Origin of the sequence: Plantibacter sp. MMLR14_011 (genome assembly GCF_001865025.1) — a bacterium.
GTDB lineage: Bacteria > Actinomycetota > Actinomycetes > Actinomycetales > Microbacteriaceae > Plantibacter > Plantibacter flavus_A.
On record NZ_MJGW01000039.1, the window covers coordinates 96,690 to 110,663 of the forward strand.

The window sequence follows — 13,974 nt, forward strand, 5'->3', positions numbered from 1 at the left end:
GGAGCGTTTTGTGCACTCTCGGGAAGGGTCAGGCGAGCTGCGGGTAGACCGCCTCGAGTGGGGCGCTGAGCCCGGCCTTCAGCTGCACCGAGGTGTCGTCCGCGAGGACTTCGTACTCACCGGCCTCCGTCGCGTCGAGCACCTTCGTCACGAGGACGGCGGGATCGAGCTTCGGGTCGGTCGCGCCGGCGGCCATGGCCGTGTCCACGTAGCCGACATGCACGCCGACGACGTGCACGCCTGCGGGGGCGAGTTCGAGGCGAAGCGAGTTGGTCGCCGACCAGAGCGCGGCCTTCGTCGCGCTGTAGATTCCCGCGACGGCGTACCAGCTGAGGGCGGAGTGGATGTCGATGATCGCGGATCCGGTGTTGGCGGCGAGGATCGGTGCGAACGCGCGAGCGAGGAAGAGCGGGCCGAGGAAGTTGGTCTCCACGTTGGTCCGGATCTCCTCGTCGGTGTGCGACAGGATGCCGGGCGTCGACGCGTTCGTGCCGGCGTTGTTGATGAGGATCGTGACGTCGGGGGCTGCCGCGACGACGGCGGCGATCGACGCGGGGTCGGTGACGTCGAGCGCGAGCGGGACGACACGCTCGTCGTCCCAGGTGCGCGGGTTCCGAGCCGTGGCGTAGACCTTGCTGGCGCCGCGTTCGAGGGCGTCGCGGACGAAGTTGGTCCCGATGCCGCCGTTCGCGCCGGTGACGAGGACGACTGCTCCGTTGAGTGAGGGCATGTGGTTGACCGTTCTGTTCGAATGAGTGGTTCCGAAGTGGCCGTGGAACAATGAGCGACATCCAGTGATGTCGCGATCCAGTGACTATGCTCACAACTGAGTGCAATCATCTTGTATTCCCGAAGGACACCCATGACCGTCGAATCCCGGCCGCTCGGTCGCCGCGAGCGCAACAAGCTCGACAAACTCGAACGCATCACCGCAGCAGCCGGCGAGCTGTTCGCCGAGCACGGGGTCGACGACGTGACCACGCAGCAGATCGCCGATCGGGCCGACATCGGCACCGGCACGCTCTTCCTCTACGCGAAGACGAAGGGTGAGCTCCTGCTGCTCGTGCAGAACTCCATCTACGCGGATGCACTCGTCCGCGGGGTTGCGGACGCCGAAGCCGCCGCCGACCCGCTCGATGCGGTCATGGCGATCATCCGTCCGGTCGTGGAGTGCAATCGGAAGCAGGTCGACAACGGCCGCACCTACCTGCGGGAGATCGTCTTCGGCGATCCCGAGGAGCCGTATCACCGCGCCGCGCTCGCCCTCACCGTGCAGACCGAGGAGGCGATCGCCGCGGTGCTGCGACGAGACGGCCTCATGACCGCCGAGCGTGCCGCGACGACGGCGCACATCGTGTCCGCGATCATGTTCGTCAGCATGGCGGCGACGATCAACGCCGGGAACACCATCGACGAGATCGTCGCCGAGATCGAAGCACAGGTGCGGGTGATCCTTCCCAGCTGAGCCGGGAACCGTCCTGCAGGTGACCCGCAGCGTGGACTGCGGGCGGGTTTCAGACCGCGAAGTCGCTCGGCCACCCGTGCTCGGCGAGCGACCGGCGGACACGCTCCACATCCTCGTCACTCGGCAACTCTGCGGTGACCCGGGCGATCGCCGTGGCGACGTCGACACGGCTGAGCGACGCGTCGCCCTCCGCCGCGAGGCGCGCGCCCACCTCAGCCACCTCGGCGTCGCTCAGCCGACGTCGGAGGAGCGCCACGAGCGGGACGAAGTCCTGCTCGGGGAATCCTGCGGGGTACCCGGCTCGAAGCCAGCGCACGATGCGGGCGACCAGCCCTCCGCGTTCCTCGAGGAGGTTCGCGCGCGCCTCCCGACCGTCGTCGTCATGGTCAGTCGCCACCGCGCGGACGTCGTCCGGGCTCCCGAGCGGCCACCCCGCGCTCGCGAGCCGGGCGGAGACGCGGACGAGGTCCTCCGGGAGCGCCGGACCGAGGAGGAGCTGTTCGACACGCGCCCGCAGGCGATCGTTGCCGACCTGCTCACCGCTCGCATCGGCGTTCTCCGCCTCGATGAGCAGTCCTTTGACGACCTGGTCCAGCTCCTCAGGCGTGAGACTCCGTCGGAGGATGCCGAGCAGCGGCACGTAGTCGTGCTCGGGCACGCCCGTCGGGTATCCGGCGCGGAGCCAACCGACGACGCGCGCCACCACGCCGGACCCGCTGCCAGCGACATCGACGCCGGCCACGTCTGCGCCGGTCGCGTCCACACCGTTCTCGTGCGACACGATCAGTCCTTCGGGGTGAAGGTCGGGATCACGTGTTCGAAGCTGACCTCCTGCCCCAGACCCGTGGCCACGATGATCGTGAGCCCGACCAGCACCGCGGCGACGACGACGGCGAAACACAGCACGCCGATTGCGCGGAGGAGGCCCGATGGGAGCGCCGGCGTGCTCCGCCCGCTCCGGTCTTCGGCCGCGGCACCTCCGGCGACCGCGAACGAGCGGACGCCCAGCGCGAAGAGCGTGGGAAGACCCGCTCCGAGCACGAGCGCGATGACGGCCACCTGGCCGGCGGCTTCGAGGAAGAGCATGAACATGTCCGACGTCCTTACGCTGCGGTCTTCTGCGACGAGCGGGCGGGGGCGTCCTGCCAGTCGTCGTTCACGTTGTGGGATCCGATGCTGTCGCGGCGTGAGCGGAGGTAGATGGCGAGCGCGACACCCACGAGGATCGCGACCATGAGGATTCCGCCGATCGCCCCGCCCGCGAGGTGACCGAGCCACCACATCACGGCGCCCACGAGCGCGGCGGCCGGGAGGGTGATGACCCAGGCGACGACCATCCGGAGCGCCACCCGCCAGCGCACCTGCGCCCCCGGCCGTCCGACCCCGGAGCCGAGGATCGATCCGGTCGCGACATGCGTGGTGCTGAGGGCGAAGCCGAGGTGGCTCGAGGCGAGGATGACCGCGGCGGAGGAACTCTCGGCCGCCATGCCCTGCGGCGTGTTCAACTCCACGATGCCCTTGCCGACGGTGCGGATGATCCGCCACCCGCCGATGTACGTGCCGAGCGAGATCGCGAGGGCACACGCGAGCTTCACCCAGAGTGGGACCGACTCGGTGTCGTCCCAGCCGCCGGCCGCGATGAGCGCGAGGGTGATGACGCCCATCGTCTTCTGTGCGTCGTTCGTGCCGTGGGCGAGGGAGACGAGCGACGCGCTGCCGATCTGCCCGATCCGGAAGCCGCGGTGGAGACGTCCCTGAGCGAGGTTGCCGATGGCCCGGAAGACGAGCCAGGTGCCGATCGCCGCCACCGCGCCGGCGAGCAGGGGCGACATGAGGGCCGGCAGGATGACCTTGCCGACGACGCCGTCGAGCTTCGAGCCGTCACCGGCCCAGTTCACGCCGTTCAGGCCGAGGCCCGCGAGCGTCGAGCCGATGAGACCGCCGAAGAGCGCGTGCGACGAGCTCGACGGCAGACCGAGCAGCCAGGTGAGCAGGTTCCAGATGATGCCACCGATGAGCCCGGCGAGCACGATCAGCAGGAGAGCCGAGCCGCCGCCCTCCAGCAGCGCCGGATCGGGAGCTCCCGACGAGTCCTGGATCTTCACCACCGCGTTCGTGACGGTGAGCGCGACTTCGATGCTCAGGAACGCGCCGACGAGGTTCAGCACCGCCGAGAGCGTGACCGCGACCTTCGGCGGCAGCGCACCGGTGGCGATCGAGGTGGCCATCGCATTCGCCGTGTCGTGGAATCCGTTGGTGAAGTCGAAGGCGAGCGCCGTGATCACGACGAGAGAGAGCAGGATGATGGGGTCCACGGCGAAGATCCTGCTCCTCGATCGCAGGATCGACAACGGGTGAGCGGGCGGATTCACCCGTTGTTCACGTTCCGTGGCGACTCAGAGGGTGACGAGGAAATCGTCGGCCGGATCCGCATGTGCAGTCCGGCCCGGGTCAGGCGAAGCGGTTGGAGAGCACCGTGCCGATCGAGTGCTGTCGGAGGTCCTGAGCGACGAGGAGCTCGCCGGTGACGAGGGTCTCCGACTGATCGAAGTACTCGATCAGTCGGCGGCACAAGAGCGGCACATCGACCTCACCCGACACGTCGATGCCGTTGCGGGAACCGAGTACGTCGAGCAGACCGGCCGGATCCGCGTCGACATCACCGTCTACGAATTCCAGGGTGGAGACGGCTACTCGCAGAGCACCGAGACCCACTACATCGACGACGTCAAGCGCAAGGCGCCGACGGGCCACTTCGAAACCGGGCAGGACAACGTCCCCTGCAGCGAGGACTTCCAGGTCCCGGTGGGGTGACACCGTCCACGCGAAGCGCTGACGACGGCGTCGCCGAGGTGGGCGCCCTTCGCGGGGCCCGATGTCGGCGGCCCGTCGTAGGTTCGGGATCGTGCCGGAACGTGTGGAAGCGTGGTGGGCCCGCCGTCAATGGTCGAAGGGCCTCGACACGCCGTACCCGGTGGGCGCCTACCGGCAGGCCTGGGCGTCGTTCCCCGCGCTGTGGCGTCAGTACCACGCGGATCTCAACGCCGGAATCGTCCTGAGCCAGGTGCCGCCGGCTGCCGACGTCCTCCTGCAGTGGCAGTGCGACCGCGGACACCGCTTCGTCGCGACACCGGCGGAGCAGCGCTCGCGGCCCGGACGCGAGCGTCGCCGCAGCGCGTGGTGTCCGGAATGTTCCGACGAGGCCGATCCGTCGAAGATCGTCGCGTTGCCGATGCGGGAGTCGGTGACCGATCCCGTGCCCGCGGTCGCCGGGATCATCCGGGAGCGTCGCGCGCGGCCGAAGGCGTCGCTGTGCGAGAAGACCCCCGACCTGCCGGTGGGGGAGGCCTTCTTGTCCGTGTGCGCGCCGAAACCGGCGTCCGCTGTCGAGGCTCAGCTGCGCGCGGACGTCCATGAGCGGCTGGCGCTGACGGAGGGACTGAACGCGGTGCGCGTGCAACGTCCGTTCTTCCAGCACCTCGAGGTGTGGCCCGACCTCGTCTACCCGGAACTGCGCATCGCCATCGAGTACGACAGCATCGGCCGGCACGGTCTCGAGCACGTCGGCCGCCGTGAAGCCGTCGACCGACGGAAGGACCGCGCGCTGCGCTCGGCCGGCTGGGAGGTCATCCGTCTCCGGACCGGGAAGCTCGAACCGCTCGGTCCTCACGATCTCCAGCTCTCCTCCTGGAACCGCCGAGCACTCGACCGGCTGGTCGACACGCTCAGGGCCGTCCGAGGTCCGTTGCTGGTCGACGCGTATCTGCGGTGATCCGCAGGTGCGACGACCGGCCGATGATGCGTTACTCTCGTCGCAGAGGGAAAAATCCCGTCGTGCTCCGGCCGACGGAAACGCGCACGCGGCTCGTGGGAGTCGTCACTTCTTCATCGAAGGAGTGCGCCCATGCCCGAACCCTCATCCTCCCCGATCGTCACAGCCTCGCCGCCACGTCTCCGCGACGCCTGGGTCGCGCTGGCCGGCCTCTCGGCCGTCTTCCTGTTCGAGATGCTCGACAACTCCGTCCTGAACGTCGCCCTCCCGACCATCGGTCGTGACCTCACGGCGTCCACCGCATCGTTGCAATGGGTCTCGGGCGCGTACTCGGTCGCGTTCGGTGGTCTGATGCTGCTGTTCGGCGCGGTCGCCGACCGGTTCGGCCGGCGCCGGGTCATGCTCGTCGGCCTGACGCTGCTCGCGGTCGTCAGCGTCCTGACCGTGTTCGTGGCCTCGGTGGAGCAGCTGATCGCCGTGCGCGCGCTCATGGGTGTCGCTGCGGCGATGACGACCCCGGGATCCATGGCGCTGGCGTTCCGTCTGTTCGACCGGGATGACCTGCGTGTGCGTGCGCTGACCGTCATCTCGACCGCCGGACTGGTGGGCCTGGCCGCCGGCCCCACGATCGGTGGACTCGTGCTCGCCGTGGCGCCGTGGCAGGTGCTCATCGTCGCCAACGCCCCGATCGCAGTGATCGCCTGGATCGGGATCCGCGCCGGGATCGGTGCCGACGAGCGGTCGCACCTGCACCGTGACCGGATCGACGTGCTCGGCGCTGTACTCGGGACTGCGACCGTCGTCGGCGTCCTCGTCACCCCGACCCTGTTCGTCACCGGCACCGACGTCGCTGCGGGCTGGGGAACGGCAGCGGCAACGGTGACCGCCGCGATCGGCTTCGTGGTCAGGGAGCGCACCGCCCGCCAGCCGTTGCTGGATCTTCGTCTCGTGGCTCAGCCGCTCGTGGCCTCCGGCCTGGCGTACAAGGCCGCCGCCGGGCTGGCGATGGCCGGCTTGTCGTACCTGGCGACCCTGCAGCTGCAGTTCGCCTGGGGGTGGCCGCCGGCCTTGGCCGCTGTCGCGATGCTCCCGCAGGTCGTCGTGCTGTTGGCGGGCGGTCGCTTCGTCGGGCCGTTCGTCCAGCGCGTGGGGCTCGACCGCGCCGCCTGGATGAGCGCTGCCGCGGTCGTCTCCGGGCTCGCCGTGTTCGCGCTGCTGAGCCGGTTCGGCTACCCGTGGGTGCTCGTCGCACTCGTCCTCGTCGCCGCCGGGATGCGGGTGGTCGGAGTCGTCGCCGGCAACAACGTCCTCCGCGGGCTCCCGGCTGACCGCACGTCCATCGGTGCGGCCCTGGTCGACACCGCGAGCGAGATCGCCACCGCTGTCGGGATCGCCGCGACCGGGACGATCCTCGCCGCGCTCGTCGGCGGCGGCATCGCGACCGAGCACTTCACCCCGGCCCTTGTCGCGTCGTTCCAGCAAGCGGTCCTCATCGCGGGATCGACCATCACCGCCCTCGCTGCAGCCCTCGTGGCTGTCGGTGTCCTCCGTTCACATCACTCCCCATCTCAGCCCGCAACCCAGGAGCCTTCCCATGTCTGACCGCATGCCCCGTCCCCCGTTCGATCCCGAACTCGCCCCCTTCCTCGCCGCGCTCGAGGCGCGCGGGCCGTTCACCCTGACGACCGAGATGCTGCCGAGGATGCGCAGCCTCGACACGACCGAGGATGCCCTCGACGAACGGCTGCGCTCGCGGGGGTTCGAGCGGCGCTCCCTCACGGTGCCCGGCCATCTCGGGGATCCGATCACGCTCGCTGTCATCCAGCGGATCGGGCGCTCGGGCGCGACGACGGCGGTCTACACGATCCACGGCGGCGGGATGATGTTCGGGCATCACCTCGGCAACCTCGAGTCCTACGACGACTGGCTCCTGGACGACCATGACGTCGTGCTCGTCAGCGTCGACTACCGCCTCGCCCCCGAGTACCCCGACCCGTACCCGGTGGAGGACTGCTATGCCGGTCTCGTCTGGGTCGCGGAGCACGCGGATGAACTCGGTATCGACCCGGACCGCATCGTGATCGCGGGCCAGAGCGCGGGTGCCGGGCTCGCCGCGGGCACCGCCCTGCTCGCCCGGGACCGCCGTGGGCCGGCCCTGTTCGGGCAGATCCTCGTCTCGCCGATGCTCGACGACCGCGATGCCACCGTGTCGACGATGCAGATCGACGGGGTCGGGGTCGCGGATCGGCAGATGACGCGGTTCGGCTGGGAGGCCTATCTCGGACACCGTCGCGCCGGTGAGGACGTGTCGATCTACGCCGCCCCCGCGCGGGCGACCGACCTCGCCGGTCTTCCGCGCACTTACATCGACTGTGGCAGCGCCGAGGTGTTCCGTGACGAGACGGTCGCCTACGCCAGTGCGATGTGGGCTGCGGGTGGCGATGCCGAATTGCACGTGTGGCCGGGGGCGTTCCACGGCTTCACGAGCATGATGCCGGCCGCCGGCATCTCGCGGACCGCCACCGCAGCCCTGGCCGACTGGACCCGGCGGCTGCTCGGAACACCTACCCCAGGGCGTTCGGCCCTGCCGGGTGCATCATGAACCGGTGAACTGCGCCACGGTGTCCCAGGCGAGCTTCACGATGAGGATGGACAGGGTCACCAGGAACACGATGCGCACGAAGCCGCTTCCGCGTTTCGTCGCCATCCGGGCGCCGATGAACCCGCCGGTGATGTTCATCACGGCCATGGCGAGGCCGAGCGCGAGCAGGACCTCACCGTGCACCCCGTACACGACGAGAGCGGCGAGGTTCGTGGTGAGGTTGGCGATCTTCGCGTTCACGCTGGCCTGCAGGAAGCCGTAGCCGAGCACGCCGACGATGAGGATGACGAAGAACGAACCCGTTCCCGGTCCGAGGATGCCGTCATAGAAGCCCACCAGCAGGCCGATCATCGCCGCCCGCCAGGCGACGGCGGTGGCGCGGTCATGGCGGGGTTCGTGGTGCAGACCCATGGTCGGCTTGAACAGGGTGTACAGCGCCACGGCGATCACGGCGACGAGCACGACGGGCGTTAATACCTCCCGCGGGACGTATCGCGAGAGGGCGGCACCGAAGGTCGATCCGCCATACGCCCCGGCGACGAGGGGGATCAGGAGGACGAGCTGCACCCTGATCTTGCGCAGGTACACCCAGCTGGCCGACAGCGTGCCGAAGAAGGACGACAGCTTGTTCGTGCCCAGGATGAACGGGGTCGCGACGTCGCTCGGAACGGCGATGACGAGCGCGGGCAGCTGGATCAGTCCACCACCGCCGACGACCGCGTCGACCCAACCGGCCACTCCCGCCGCCACGAGGAGGAGGATGAGCGCGGCCACCGAGACGGGGAGCCATTCGGCGATCAGCGGTCCATCGAGCACAGTCGCCCAGCCTAATCGTCAGGGTGACGATCCAGAACGCGGACGTCGAACGGGGTCTTCGAGGGTCCCGGCGATCCTGATGCATTCACATCTGCTTATATGTACAGATGAACGAGGATCTCGAACCTGCTGCCGAGTTGTTCAAGGCGCTGTCCTCCTCCTCGCGGTTGCGGTTGCTGCGCATCCTGGCCGGCGGCACATCCACGGTTGGTCAACTCGCCGAACAGAGCCAGTTGTCGCAGCCGTTGGTCTCGCAGCACCTGCGGACGCTGCGCTCAGCCGGCCTCGTCTCGGTGCAGCGGATTGGTCGAGAGGCGCACTACGACGTCGCTGACGTGCACGTCTCGCACATCGTCGACGATGCCGTGCAGCACGCGCTCGAGGGATAGCGAGAACCACTATCGATTAGCTGCATGTATTGCAATTCGCTTATGCGTGAGATGTACTGGTCAAGCGTCGCCGTCCATCGCGACACCCGATCTCCTCCTTCGAAAGGCAACCATGAGCACGACTGACATCCACGCCGAGCACTCCGTCACCGAGCACGAGCACGGAACGGATTGCGGCCACGAGGCCGTCCAGCACGACGACCACACCGACTACGTGCACGGCACGCACCACCACGCTCTGCACGACGGTCACTACGACGAGCACGAGAGTGTCGCCGAGCACACCGTCGCCGACCACGAGCACGGTGCGGCGTGCGGTCACGACGCCGTCGACCACGACGGTCACGTCGACTATCTCCACGACGGCCACCAGCACGCCGCGCACGGCGAGCACTACGACGAGCACTGAGCACTCGTCGTCACACGACGCACGAGGGGGTCGGCTTTCGAGTCGGCCCCCTCGTGCTGTTGACGGGCTGGCGTTCGGTCGGTCACCCATCAGGCGTTGTTCCTCGGTGGCCGTTACGCTCGCTGCATGGAACCGGACTGGATCGAACATCGGCGCTCGGAGGACCGAGAGCGGCTGGGGTGGATGAAGTCTGTCGGTGAGGGGTTCGTCGTCATCGATCTCCTGGGGCGTCAGCGAACCGAGGCGCTGGATTGGTTCCATGCCGAGGAGGCGCTCGACGAGATCGGCATGGGCTATCTCGCCGACCCGCACGAGCTTCGTCTGGAGGACGGCTCCTGGTTGCGGGTTCGGATCGCAGAGGTCTCGACCTCCGGGATCCGGGTGAAGAAGGACGATTGGGGTGACATGACCGCCACGCAGCTGTACTACGAGGTGTCCTTCCCCGTGACCGAGGATCAGCTGCGACCACTGCCGCGCTGAGCGCGCATCGATACGGTGTCTCCCGCTCACTCACGACCAGAGGTCGACCGCGATCGTTCGTGGATGTGGTGTGCTTGAACGTCCGGTGGCTGCTGTCCGCCACAGGTAGGCGTGAATCCATGCGCGGACGTTTCTTCGTGACCACACGCGCGCGCTGCTCAAGCCGCTTCGCGTCGGATGACTCTTGACGTCGTCGACCATCGTCGTCATCATTCGAAGGCGACCGACGGCAACGGACCGCCGGCACCCTCGAGAGAGACGGCCCCGATGTCCACCATGATCTTCGTCAATCTTCCCGTCAGCGACCTGCCACGGTCACGGGTGTTCTTCGAGGCACTCGGCTACTCGATCAATGAGGGGTTCAGCGACGAGAACGCCATCAGCGTGGTCATCAGCGACACGATCACGGCGATGTTGCTCACGCGGGAGTTCTTCGCGGAGTTCACGAGCAAGTCGATCATCGACGCCACCACCTCCACCGAGGTGCAGCTCGCGCTCAGCGCTGAGAGCAGAGCCGACGTCGATTCGATGTTCGAGCGGGCCATCGCGAGCGGGGCCACGTCTGCCGGCGAACAGGATCATGGCTTCATGTACTCGAAGAGCTTCGACGACCTCGACGGTCACCACTGGGACTTCGTCTGGATGGATCCGGAGGCGGCCGCCGGCGGTGCGCCGGAGATGACCGTCGAGGAGATGCGGGCGAACACGACGCACAGCTGAGCGCGTTGGGGGAGGCGTCGCCGTCGCCTGCATCACCGAGCAGGGGGTATACGTCGAACTCCCGCACGGGAATTGGAGCGGATGACGGGAATCGAACCCGCGCTATCAGCTTGGGAAGCTGAAGTTACCAACTGTCGGCTAACTGGGGCTCACTGGGGCGCGCTTCCACGCGATTTCGGGGAAGTGTGAGACGTGGTTGGGCGTTGTGTGCTCGAGTTTACGGTGAGAAAAGTGTGAGTCGCGCGGTGGTAAACGACCGCGGCGCGTGGATGGCGTGCGTCGTCTTGATCAGATGGCCGGCATATGGTGTCGAGGATTATTCACCCTTTACCGCCCGCCGTGATGAGCGTTGAATACTGAGGTCCTTCAGGATCGACGTCACCAGATCTTCGGTCGACACGTCGCCGCCTACGCGTGTCTCGTCGTGCCAGGGGAGTGGTTGCCACCCGTCGTACCAGTCGCGAATCTTGTCCTCGCCGAACTCCTTCGACAGCGGCCGTCCTGCGTGGCGTCGGAACGTCTCGTCGAGTCCGATGTCGAACTGGTAGATCCGGGTCTGCCCGCGGTGGCCGTCGTGCAGGTGCTCGAACAGCGCTGAGTAGTCGCGCAGGTTGAAGATTCCGTCCAAGATGACGTCGTATCCGAGGTTGAGAGCGTCGCGTGCAGCGCCGACAATCAGGATGCCCGCGTCGCGGGATCGTTGAGGCCTGTCGTCGTTGCTCAGGATCTCGCGGCGGAAGTAGTCCTGATGGATGAGGGCGACCTTCGGCCCGAGCTTTTCGCGTAGCGTCAGCGCCGTCGTCGTCTTTCCAGAGGCAGAGTCTCCTCGAAGGATCACGAGACGAGTGGATTCGCTGCCGACGGGTGTCACGCTTTCATCTTGTCACTTCGCAAGGATGGTCAGGATCCTGTCTATTGGTGACGTGACCAGGCATGACGAAGAGGTTTGTAGAGTCCTGTTCTCCTCCCGAAGGACGGCGGCGGTCCACGAGCCACTGCTGCTTAGCTTCCCCCGCGCGGCGGCCAGGACCCGTTCTAAAGGTTGCCGTGCGGCTTCCTGCTAAGAGCGTTGAACGCGATCGGTCAGACGTGCGTACATGTACATGTCTCGCGGGGAACCGTCTACGCGTTCCCAAGCTCGGAGGAGTCCTTCGCGGAGGTATCCCGCTCGTTCTGCGGCGCGCCACGACCCTTCGTTGCATGGCTCCACATACAGCTCCACCCGGTCCAGGCTGTCGAGTTGGATGGCCCAGGCGGTGAGTGTCGTCAGGGCGTCCACTGCGTAACCGCGCCGCCGCTGTGACGGGGCAATCCAGTACCCAATGCTGGCTCGCGCCCACCGGCCGCCATCGTGAAAGAGCCCGATGTGGCCGATTGCCCGGTCCTCGGAATCCGCTATCGCAAAGACGTAGGCCTCTCGTGACCGCAGCCGCTCGTGTTGACGCTCGATGAAGGCAAGCGCCTCCGGTTCCCCTGGCGTCGGAGGCACGGTTGTCAGCGCGGTGATCAACTGGTCATTGGACGCCTCCTGAACGATCGCAACGTCCGTTGTCCGCCACGCTCGAAGTGTGATGCGTTCACCGGCGAGGGTCGGAAGCACGAGGGGATCACTGGACATGGTCCTATGGTGGCATGGGTACCAACCACCCCCGCCGACTGCCGCCGATCGCCTCACGTGTTGGCCAGGCGAGAGAGCCTCCAGCAGGTGACGCGGCCCTGCTCAGAGAAAGCGGTCGTGGCCTAGAGGGCGCGCGGTGAGCACTCGCATCGCGCGTAGAAGGCGTGGAGCGCGATCGTCTTGCGACGCCTCGGGGTGCTTGGGTGTGATGCGAAAAGTCGCTCGGTTCGAGGAAGGGAACCGATGGGATCGAAGCGGAGCAGGCTGAAACCGATCGTGCCGAGGTGATGTGCGGCCTCTGCGTCGCAGGCAAGCTCGTATCGGCGTAACGACCGAGAGTAGGTGAGCTGTTCGCTGAGTCGGGCGATGAATAGCGCGACGATGGCGCTGGCCAGAGCAACGAACGCCTGAGTCACGAGACTGTCGGCGGTGAGCGACCATCCGAATGCGGCACCCGCCGTGGTGGCACCGGCGCTGATTGCCAGCAGACCGATACGCCGACGGTGAGCCCAGCGAGGTTCTGGGAGCTTGAGGTGCCCGAGCTCGTGCCCGAGCAGGGCTTGAATCTCGGTGTCGCTCAAGTGCTCGATTCCTCGCGTCGAGATCTCGATTTGGGCTGTGAGGGGTTCGGTATATGCAGTGCCTGGAGGGCCATCGAGATCCGCGAAGCGGATCGTGTAAGAGGGGACTTCGAGGAGATTCGCTACCTCCGCAGCGATACGTCTCAGTCGTTCCTCCTGCGAACCGGGACTCCGCTGGCCATCACGATTCCTTCCTGCCCGCCCCAGACGTTTCAGCTCCTCGTCGTCTTGCGCCTCTCCCATCGCATGAGCGTATCGAGAACGAAGGCGCTCCAGCTTGCTCTCCATCTGCCACCGGCTTGGCTAAGTTTCGAACTCCGAAGCACATGTCCTCACCCTGATCTAACGCGGGGCGGAGCCGTGGCTAGTTGCATGCTGAGTTGCTGCATCCACGACCAATGAGGTGAATAGTTCGGTGACGGTTACGGGGTTGCTGCCGTCGGTGGGGTAGAAGGCGAGTTTCCCGTCGGCGATCGGTAAGTGGTTGAGCTGTGTGGTGAAGGGTCGGATGGTCAGCATGCCTCGTTCGGAGGCGGTTGCGGTTGCTAGGCCGTCGGCGACGGCGTCTGTGACGGGCGCGAGGATCATGATCTTGTGCCGTCCCAGCGCGCGTGTAAAGGCGCGACTCTTGGCGAGATCGGTCCATCCCTCTGAGGGCGCGCCGATTGCCGCCGCATCATGCGCAGTGCTGGGGCGATCGCTGAGGAGCGTGCCGTCTGTGCGCAGGCTTCCGTTCCCAAACGCCCATGCCTGCCCGACGATACGGCAGCGGTGCCCGGTCAGGCGTCGTTGATGGTGCTCGAGAATTGGGATGGTCGGCACGCCTCGTGCGGAGAGCTCTGCGGCCGCCGCTGTCGCGAGGAGGCGGACCTCATCTGCGGCACGCTGATGAATGAGCCTGAGCTGAGCTGCTACGGCTGCGGCAGATCGGTCTGCAGCTGCTTGAGCTTCGAACGCGGCATTGACACCTGAACTGAAGTCACTCATTCCGTTACCGTATCCGCAGCCCCTGACGGAGCTACTGGCGCCGACGGTGCTGGCGGCGAGGCTCCCTACAACTGCACGGGCGCTTGCGCGGGCACATTGGTCCAGATCCACAATGGCTCTTCCAGGTCGATCCTG

The 13,974-nt window shown here is 67.0% G+C and carries 18 protein-coding genes; 9 read left to right on the forward strand and 9 right to left on the reverse strand.

What is annotated here, in order from left to right; all coding sequences use genetic code 11:
* Window positions 1-28: 28 nt before the first annotated feature.
* Window positions 29-730: an SDR family oxidoreductase gene (locus BIU99_RS13190; protein ID WP_071261603.1), complete on the reverse strand. Its 702-nt coding sequence runs from the start codon at window positions 728-730 to the stop codon at window positions 29-31.
* A gap of 132 nt (window positions 731-862) precedes the next feature.
* On the opposite strand from BIU99_RS13190, the gene BIU99_RS13195 reads away from it, so the two are divergent.
* The gene (locus tag BIU99_RS13195) at window positions 863-1,465 is read left to right on the forward strand and encodes a TetR/AcrR family transcriptional regulator (RefSeq protein ID WP_071261604.1); all 603 of its coding nucleotides are present in this window, start codon (window positions 863-865) and stop codon (window positions 1,463-1,465) included.
* A gap of 49 nt (window positions 1,466-1,514) precedes the next feature.
* Here the strand turns inward: BIU99_RS13195 and BIU99_RS19425 are convergent, their stop codons facing one another.
* From BIU99_RS19425 to BIU99_RS13210, 3 genes are read right to left on the reverse strand one after another with little or no spacing between them, the layout of a single operon-like run.
* Complete coding sequence (locus tag BIU99_RS19425; protein ID WP_254773622.1) at window positions 1,515-2,246, reverse strand: DUF3349 domain-containing protein; 732 nt, start codon at window positions 2,244-2,246, stop codon at window positions 1,515-1,517.
* Between the two features lie 2 nt (window positions 2,247-2,248).
* Window positions 2,249-2,557: a hypothetical protein gene (locus BIU99_RS13205; RefSeq protein ID WP_071261606.1), complete on the reverse strand. Its 309-nt coding sequence runs from the start codon at window positions 2,555-2,557 to the stop codon at window positions 2,249-2,251.
* Window positions 2,558-2,568: 11 nt separating this feature from the next.
* Window positions 2,569-3,780 carry an inorganic phosphate transporter gene (locus BIU99_RS13210; protein WP_071261607.1) on the reverse strand — a complete coding sequence of 404 codons (1,212 nt, stop codon included), beginning with the start codon at window positions 3,778-3,780 and terminating at the stop codon, window positions 2,569-2,571.
* Between the two features lie 172 nt (window positions 3,781-3,952).
* Between BIU99_RS13210 and BIU99_RS13215 the strand changes: the two genes are divergently transcribed.
* The 4 genes from BIU99_RS13215 (at window position 3,953) to BIU99_RS13230 (ending at window position 7,839) form a co-directional block, all read left to right on the forward strand.
* Window positions 3,953-4,279: a hypothetical protein gene (locus BIU99_RS13215; protein ID WP_071261609.1), complete on the forward strand. Its 327-nt coding sequence runs from the start codon at window positions 3,953-3,955 to the stop codon at window positions 4,277-4,279.
* A gap of 91 nt (window positions 4,280-4,370) precedes the next feature.
* Window positions 4,371-5,237, forward strand: a complete 867-nt coding sequence (locus BIU99_RS13220) for a zinc-ribbon domain-containing protein (RefSeq protein WP_079003810.1) — start codon at window positions 4,371-4,373, stop codon at window positions 5,235-5,237.
* 132 nt (window positions 5,238-5,369) lie between these two features.
* Entirely contained in the window at window positions 5,370-6,839 is a 1,470-nt protein-coding gene (locus tag BIU99_RS13225) for an MFS transporter (protein ID WP_071261611.1), read from the forward strand.
* On the forward strand, window positions 6,832-7,839 hold the full coding sequence (locus BIU99_RS13230) for an alpha/beta hydrolase (RefSeq protein WP_064295043.1): 1,008 nt from the start codon (window positions 6,832-6,834) through the stop codon (window positions 7,837-7,839). The genes BIU99_RS13225 and BIU99_RS13230 overlap by 8 nt, the downstream gene beginning before the upstream one ends.
* Here the strand turns inward: BIU99_RS13230 and BIU99_RS13235 are convergent.
* A complete protein-coding gene (locus BIU99_RS13235) occupies window positions 7,834-8,655 on the reverse strand; it encodes a TSUP family transporter (RefSeq protein WP_071261613.1) in 822 nt (273 codons plus the stop codon). The genes BIU99_RS13230 and BIU99_RS13235 overlap by 6 nt on opposite strands.
* Before the next feature lie 107 nt (window positions 8,656-8,762).
* Here BIU99_RS13235 and BIU99_RS13240 point away from each other — a divergent pair, with 107 nt between their 5' ends.
* The 4 genes from BIU99_RS13240 (at window position 8,763) to BIU99_RS13255 (ending at window position 10,653) form a co-directional block, all read left to right on the forward strand.
* On the forward strand, window positions 8,763-9,044 hold the full coding sequence (locus tag BIU99_RS13240) for a helix-turn-helix transcriptional regulator (protein WP_064295041.1): 282 nt from the start codon (window positions 8,763-8,765) through the stop codon (window positions 9,042-9,044).
* 112 nt (window positions 9,045-9,156) lie between these two features.
* The gene (locus tag BIU99_RS13245; protein WP_064295040.1) at window positions 9,157-9,453 is read left to right on the forward strand and encodes a hypothetical protein; all 297 of its coding nucleotides are present in this window, start codon (window positions 9,157-9,159) and stop codon (window positions 9,451-9,453) included.
* Between the two features lie 126 nt (window positions 9,454-9,579).
* Window positions 9,580-9,933: a hypothetical protein gene (locus BIU99_RS13250; RefSeq protein ID WP_071261614.1), complete on the forward strand. Its 354-nt coding sequence runs from the start codon at window positions 9,580-9,582 to the stop codon at window positions 9,931-9,933.
* Window positions 9,934-10,200: 267 nt separating this feature from the next.
* On the forward strand, window positions 10,201-10,653 hold the full coding sequence (locus BIU99_RS13255) for a VOC family protein (RefSeq protein WP_071261615.1): 453 nt from the start codon (window positions 10,201-10,203) through the stop codon (window positions 10,651-10,653).
* 316 nt (window positions 10,654-10,969) lie between these two features.
* Here the strand turns inward: BIU99_RS13255 and BIU99_RS13265 are convergent, their stop codons facing one another.
* The 4 genes from BIU99_RS13265 to BIU99_RS19780 form a co-directional block, all read right to left on the reverse strand.
* Window positions 10,970-11,524, reverse strand: coding sequence for an AAA family ATPase (locus tag BIU99_RS13265; RefSeq protein ID WP_071261616.1), 555 nt, complete (start codon window positions 11,522-11,524; stop codon window positions 10,970-10,972).
* Between the two features lie 189 nt (window positions 11,525-11,713).
* The gene (locus BIU99_RS13270) at window positions 11,714-12,271 is read right to left on the reverse strand and encodes a GNAT family N-acetyltransferase (RefSeq protein ID WP_071261618.1); all 558 of its coding nucleotides are present in this window, start codon (window positions 12,269-12,271) and stop codon (window positions 11,714-11,716) included.
* 122 nt (window positions 12,272-12,393) lie between these two features.
* On the reverse strand, window positions 12,394-13,095 hold the full coding sequence (locus BIU99_RS19430) for a M48 family metalloprotease (protein WP_175484397.1): 702 nt from the start codon (window positions 13,093-13,095) through the stop codon (window positions 12,394-12,396).
* 99 nt (window positions 13,096-13,194) lie between these two features.
* Window positions 13,195-13,839: a hypothetical protein gene (locus tag BIU99_RS19780; RefSeq protein WP_139205438.1), complete on the reverse strand. Its 645-nt coding sequence runs from the start codon at window positions 13,837-13,839 to the stop codon at window positions 13,195-13,197.
* Window positions 13,840-13,974 lie beyond the last annotated feature (135 nt).

Excerpts from the sequence above, each read along its gene's own strand:
- BIU99_RS13190 (WP_071261603.1), bottom strand. The coding sequence starts at position 730 with ATGCCCTCACTCAACGGAGCAGTCGTCCTCGTCACCGGCGCGAACGGC.
- BIU99_RS19430 (WP_175484397.1), bottom strand. The coding sequence starts at position 13,095 with ATGGGAGAGGCGCAAGACGACGAGGAGCTGAAACGTCTGGGGCGGGCA.
- BIU99_RS13225 (WP_071261611.1), top strand. The coding sequence starts at position 5,370 with ATGCCCGAACCCTCATCCTCCCCGATCGTCACAGCCTCGCCGCCACGT.
- BIU99_RS13255 (WP_071261615.1), top strand. The coding sequence starts at position 10,201 with ATGTCCACCATGATCTTCGTCAATCTTCCCGTCAGCGACCTGCCACGG.
- BIU99_RS13250 (WP_071261614.1), top strand. The coding sequence starts at position 9,580 with ATGGAACCGGACTGGATCGAACATCGGCGCTCGGAGGACCGAGAGCGG.
- BIU99_RS13245 (WP_064295040.1), top strand. The coding sequence starts at position 9,157 with ATGAGCACGACTGACATCCACGCCGAGCACTCCGTCACCGAGCACGAG.
- BIU99_RS19780 (WP_139205438.1), bottom strand. The coding sequence starts at position 13,839 with ATGAGTGACTTCAGTTCAGGTGTCAATGCCGCGTTCGAAGCTCAAGCA.
- BIU99_RS13240 (WP_064295041.1), top strand. The coding sequence starts at position 8,763 with ATGAACGAGGATCTCGAACCTGCTGCCGAGTTGTTCAAGGCGCTGTCC.
- BIU99_RS13195 (WP_071261604.1), top strand. The coding sequence starts at position 863 with ATGACCGTCGAATCCCGGCCGCTCGGTCGCCGCGAGCGCAACAAGCTC.
- BIU99_RS13230 (WP_064295043.1), top strand. The coding sequence starts at position 6,832 with ATGTCTGACCGCATGCCCCGTCCCCCGTTCGATCCCGAACTCGCCCCC.
- BIU99_RS13205 (WP_071261606.1), bottom strand. The coding sequence starts at position 2,557 with ATGTTCATGCTCTTCCTCGAAGCCGCCGGCCAGGTGGCCGTCATCGCG.
- BIU99_RS13270 (WP_071261618.1), bottom strand. The coding sequence starts at position 12,271 with ATGTCCAGTGATCCCCTCGTGCTTCCGACCCTCGCCGGTGAACGCATC.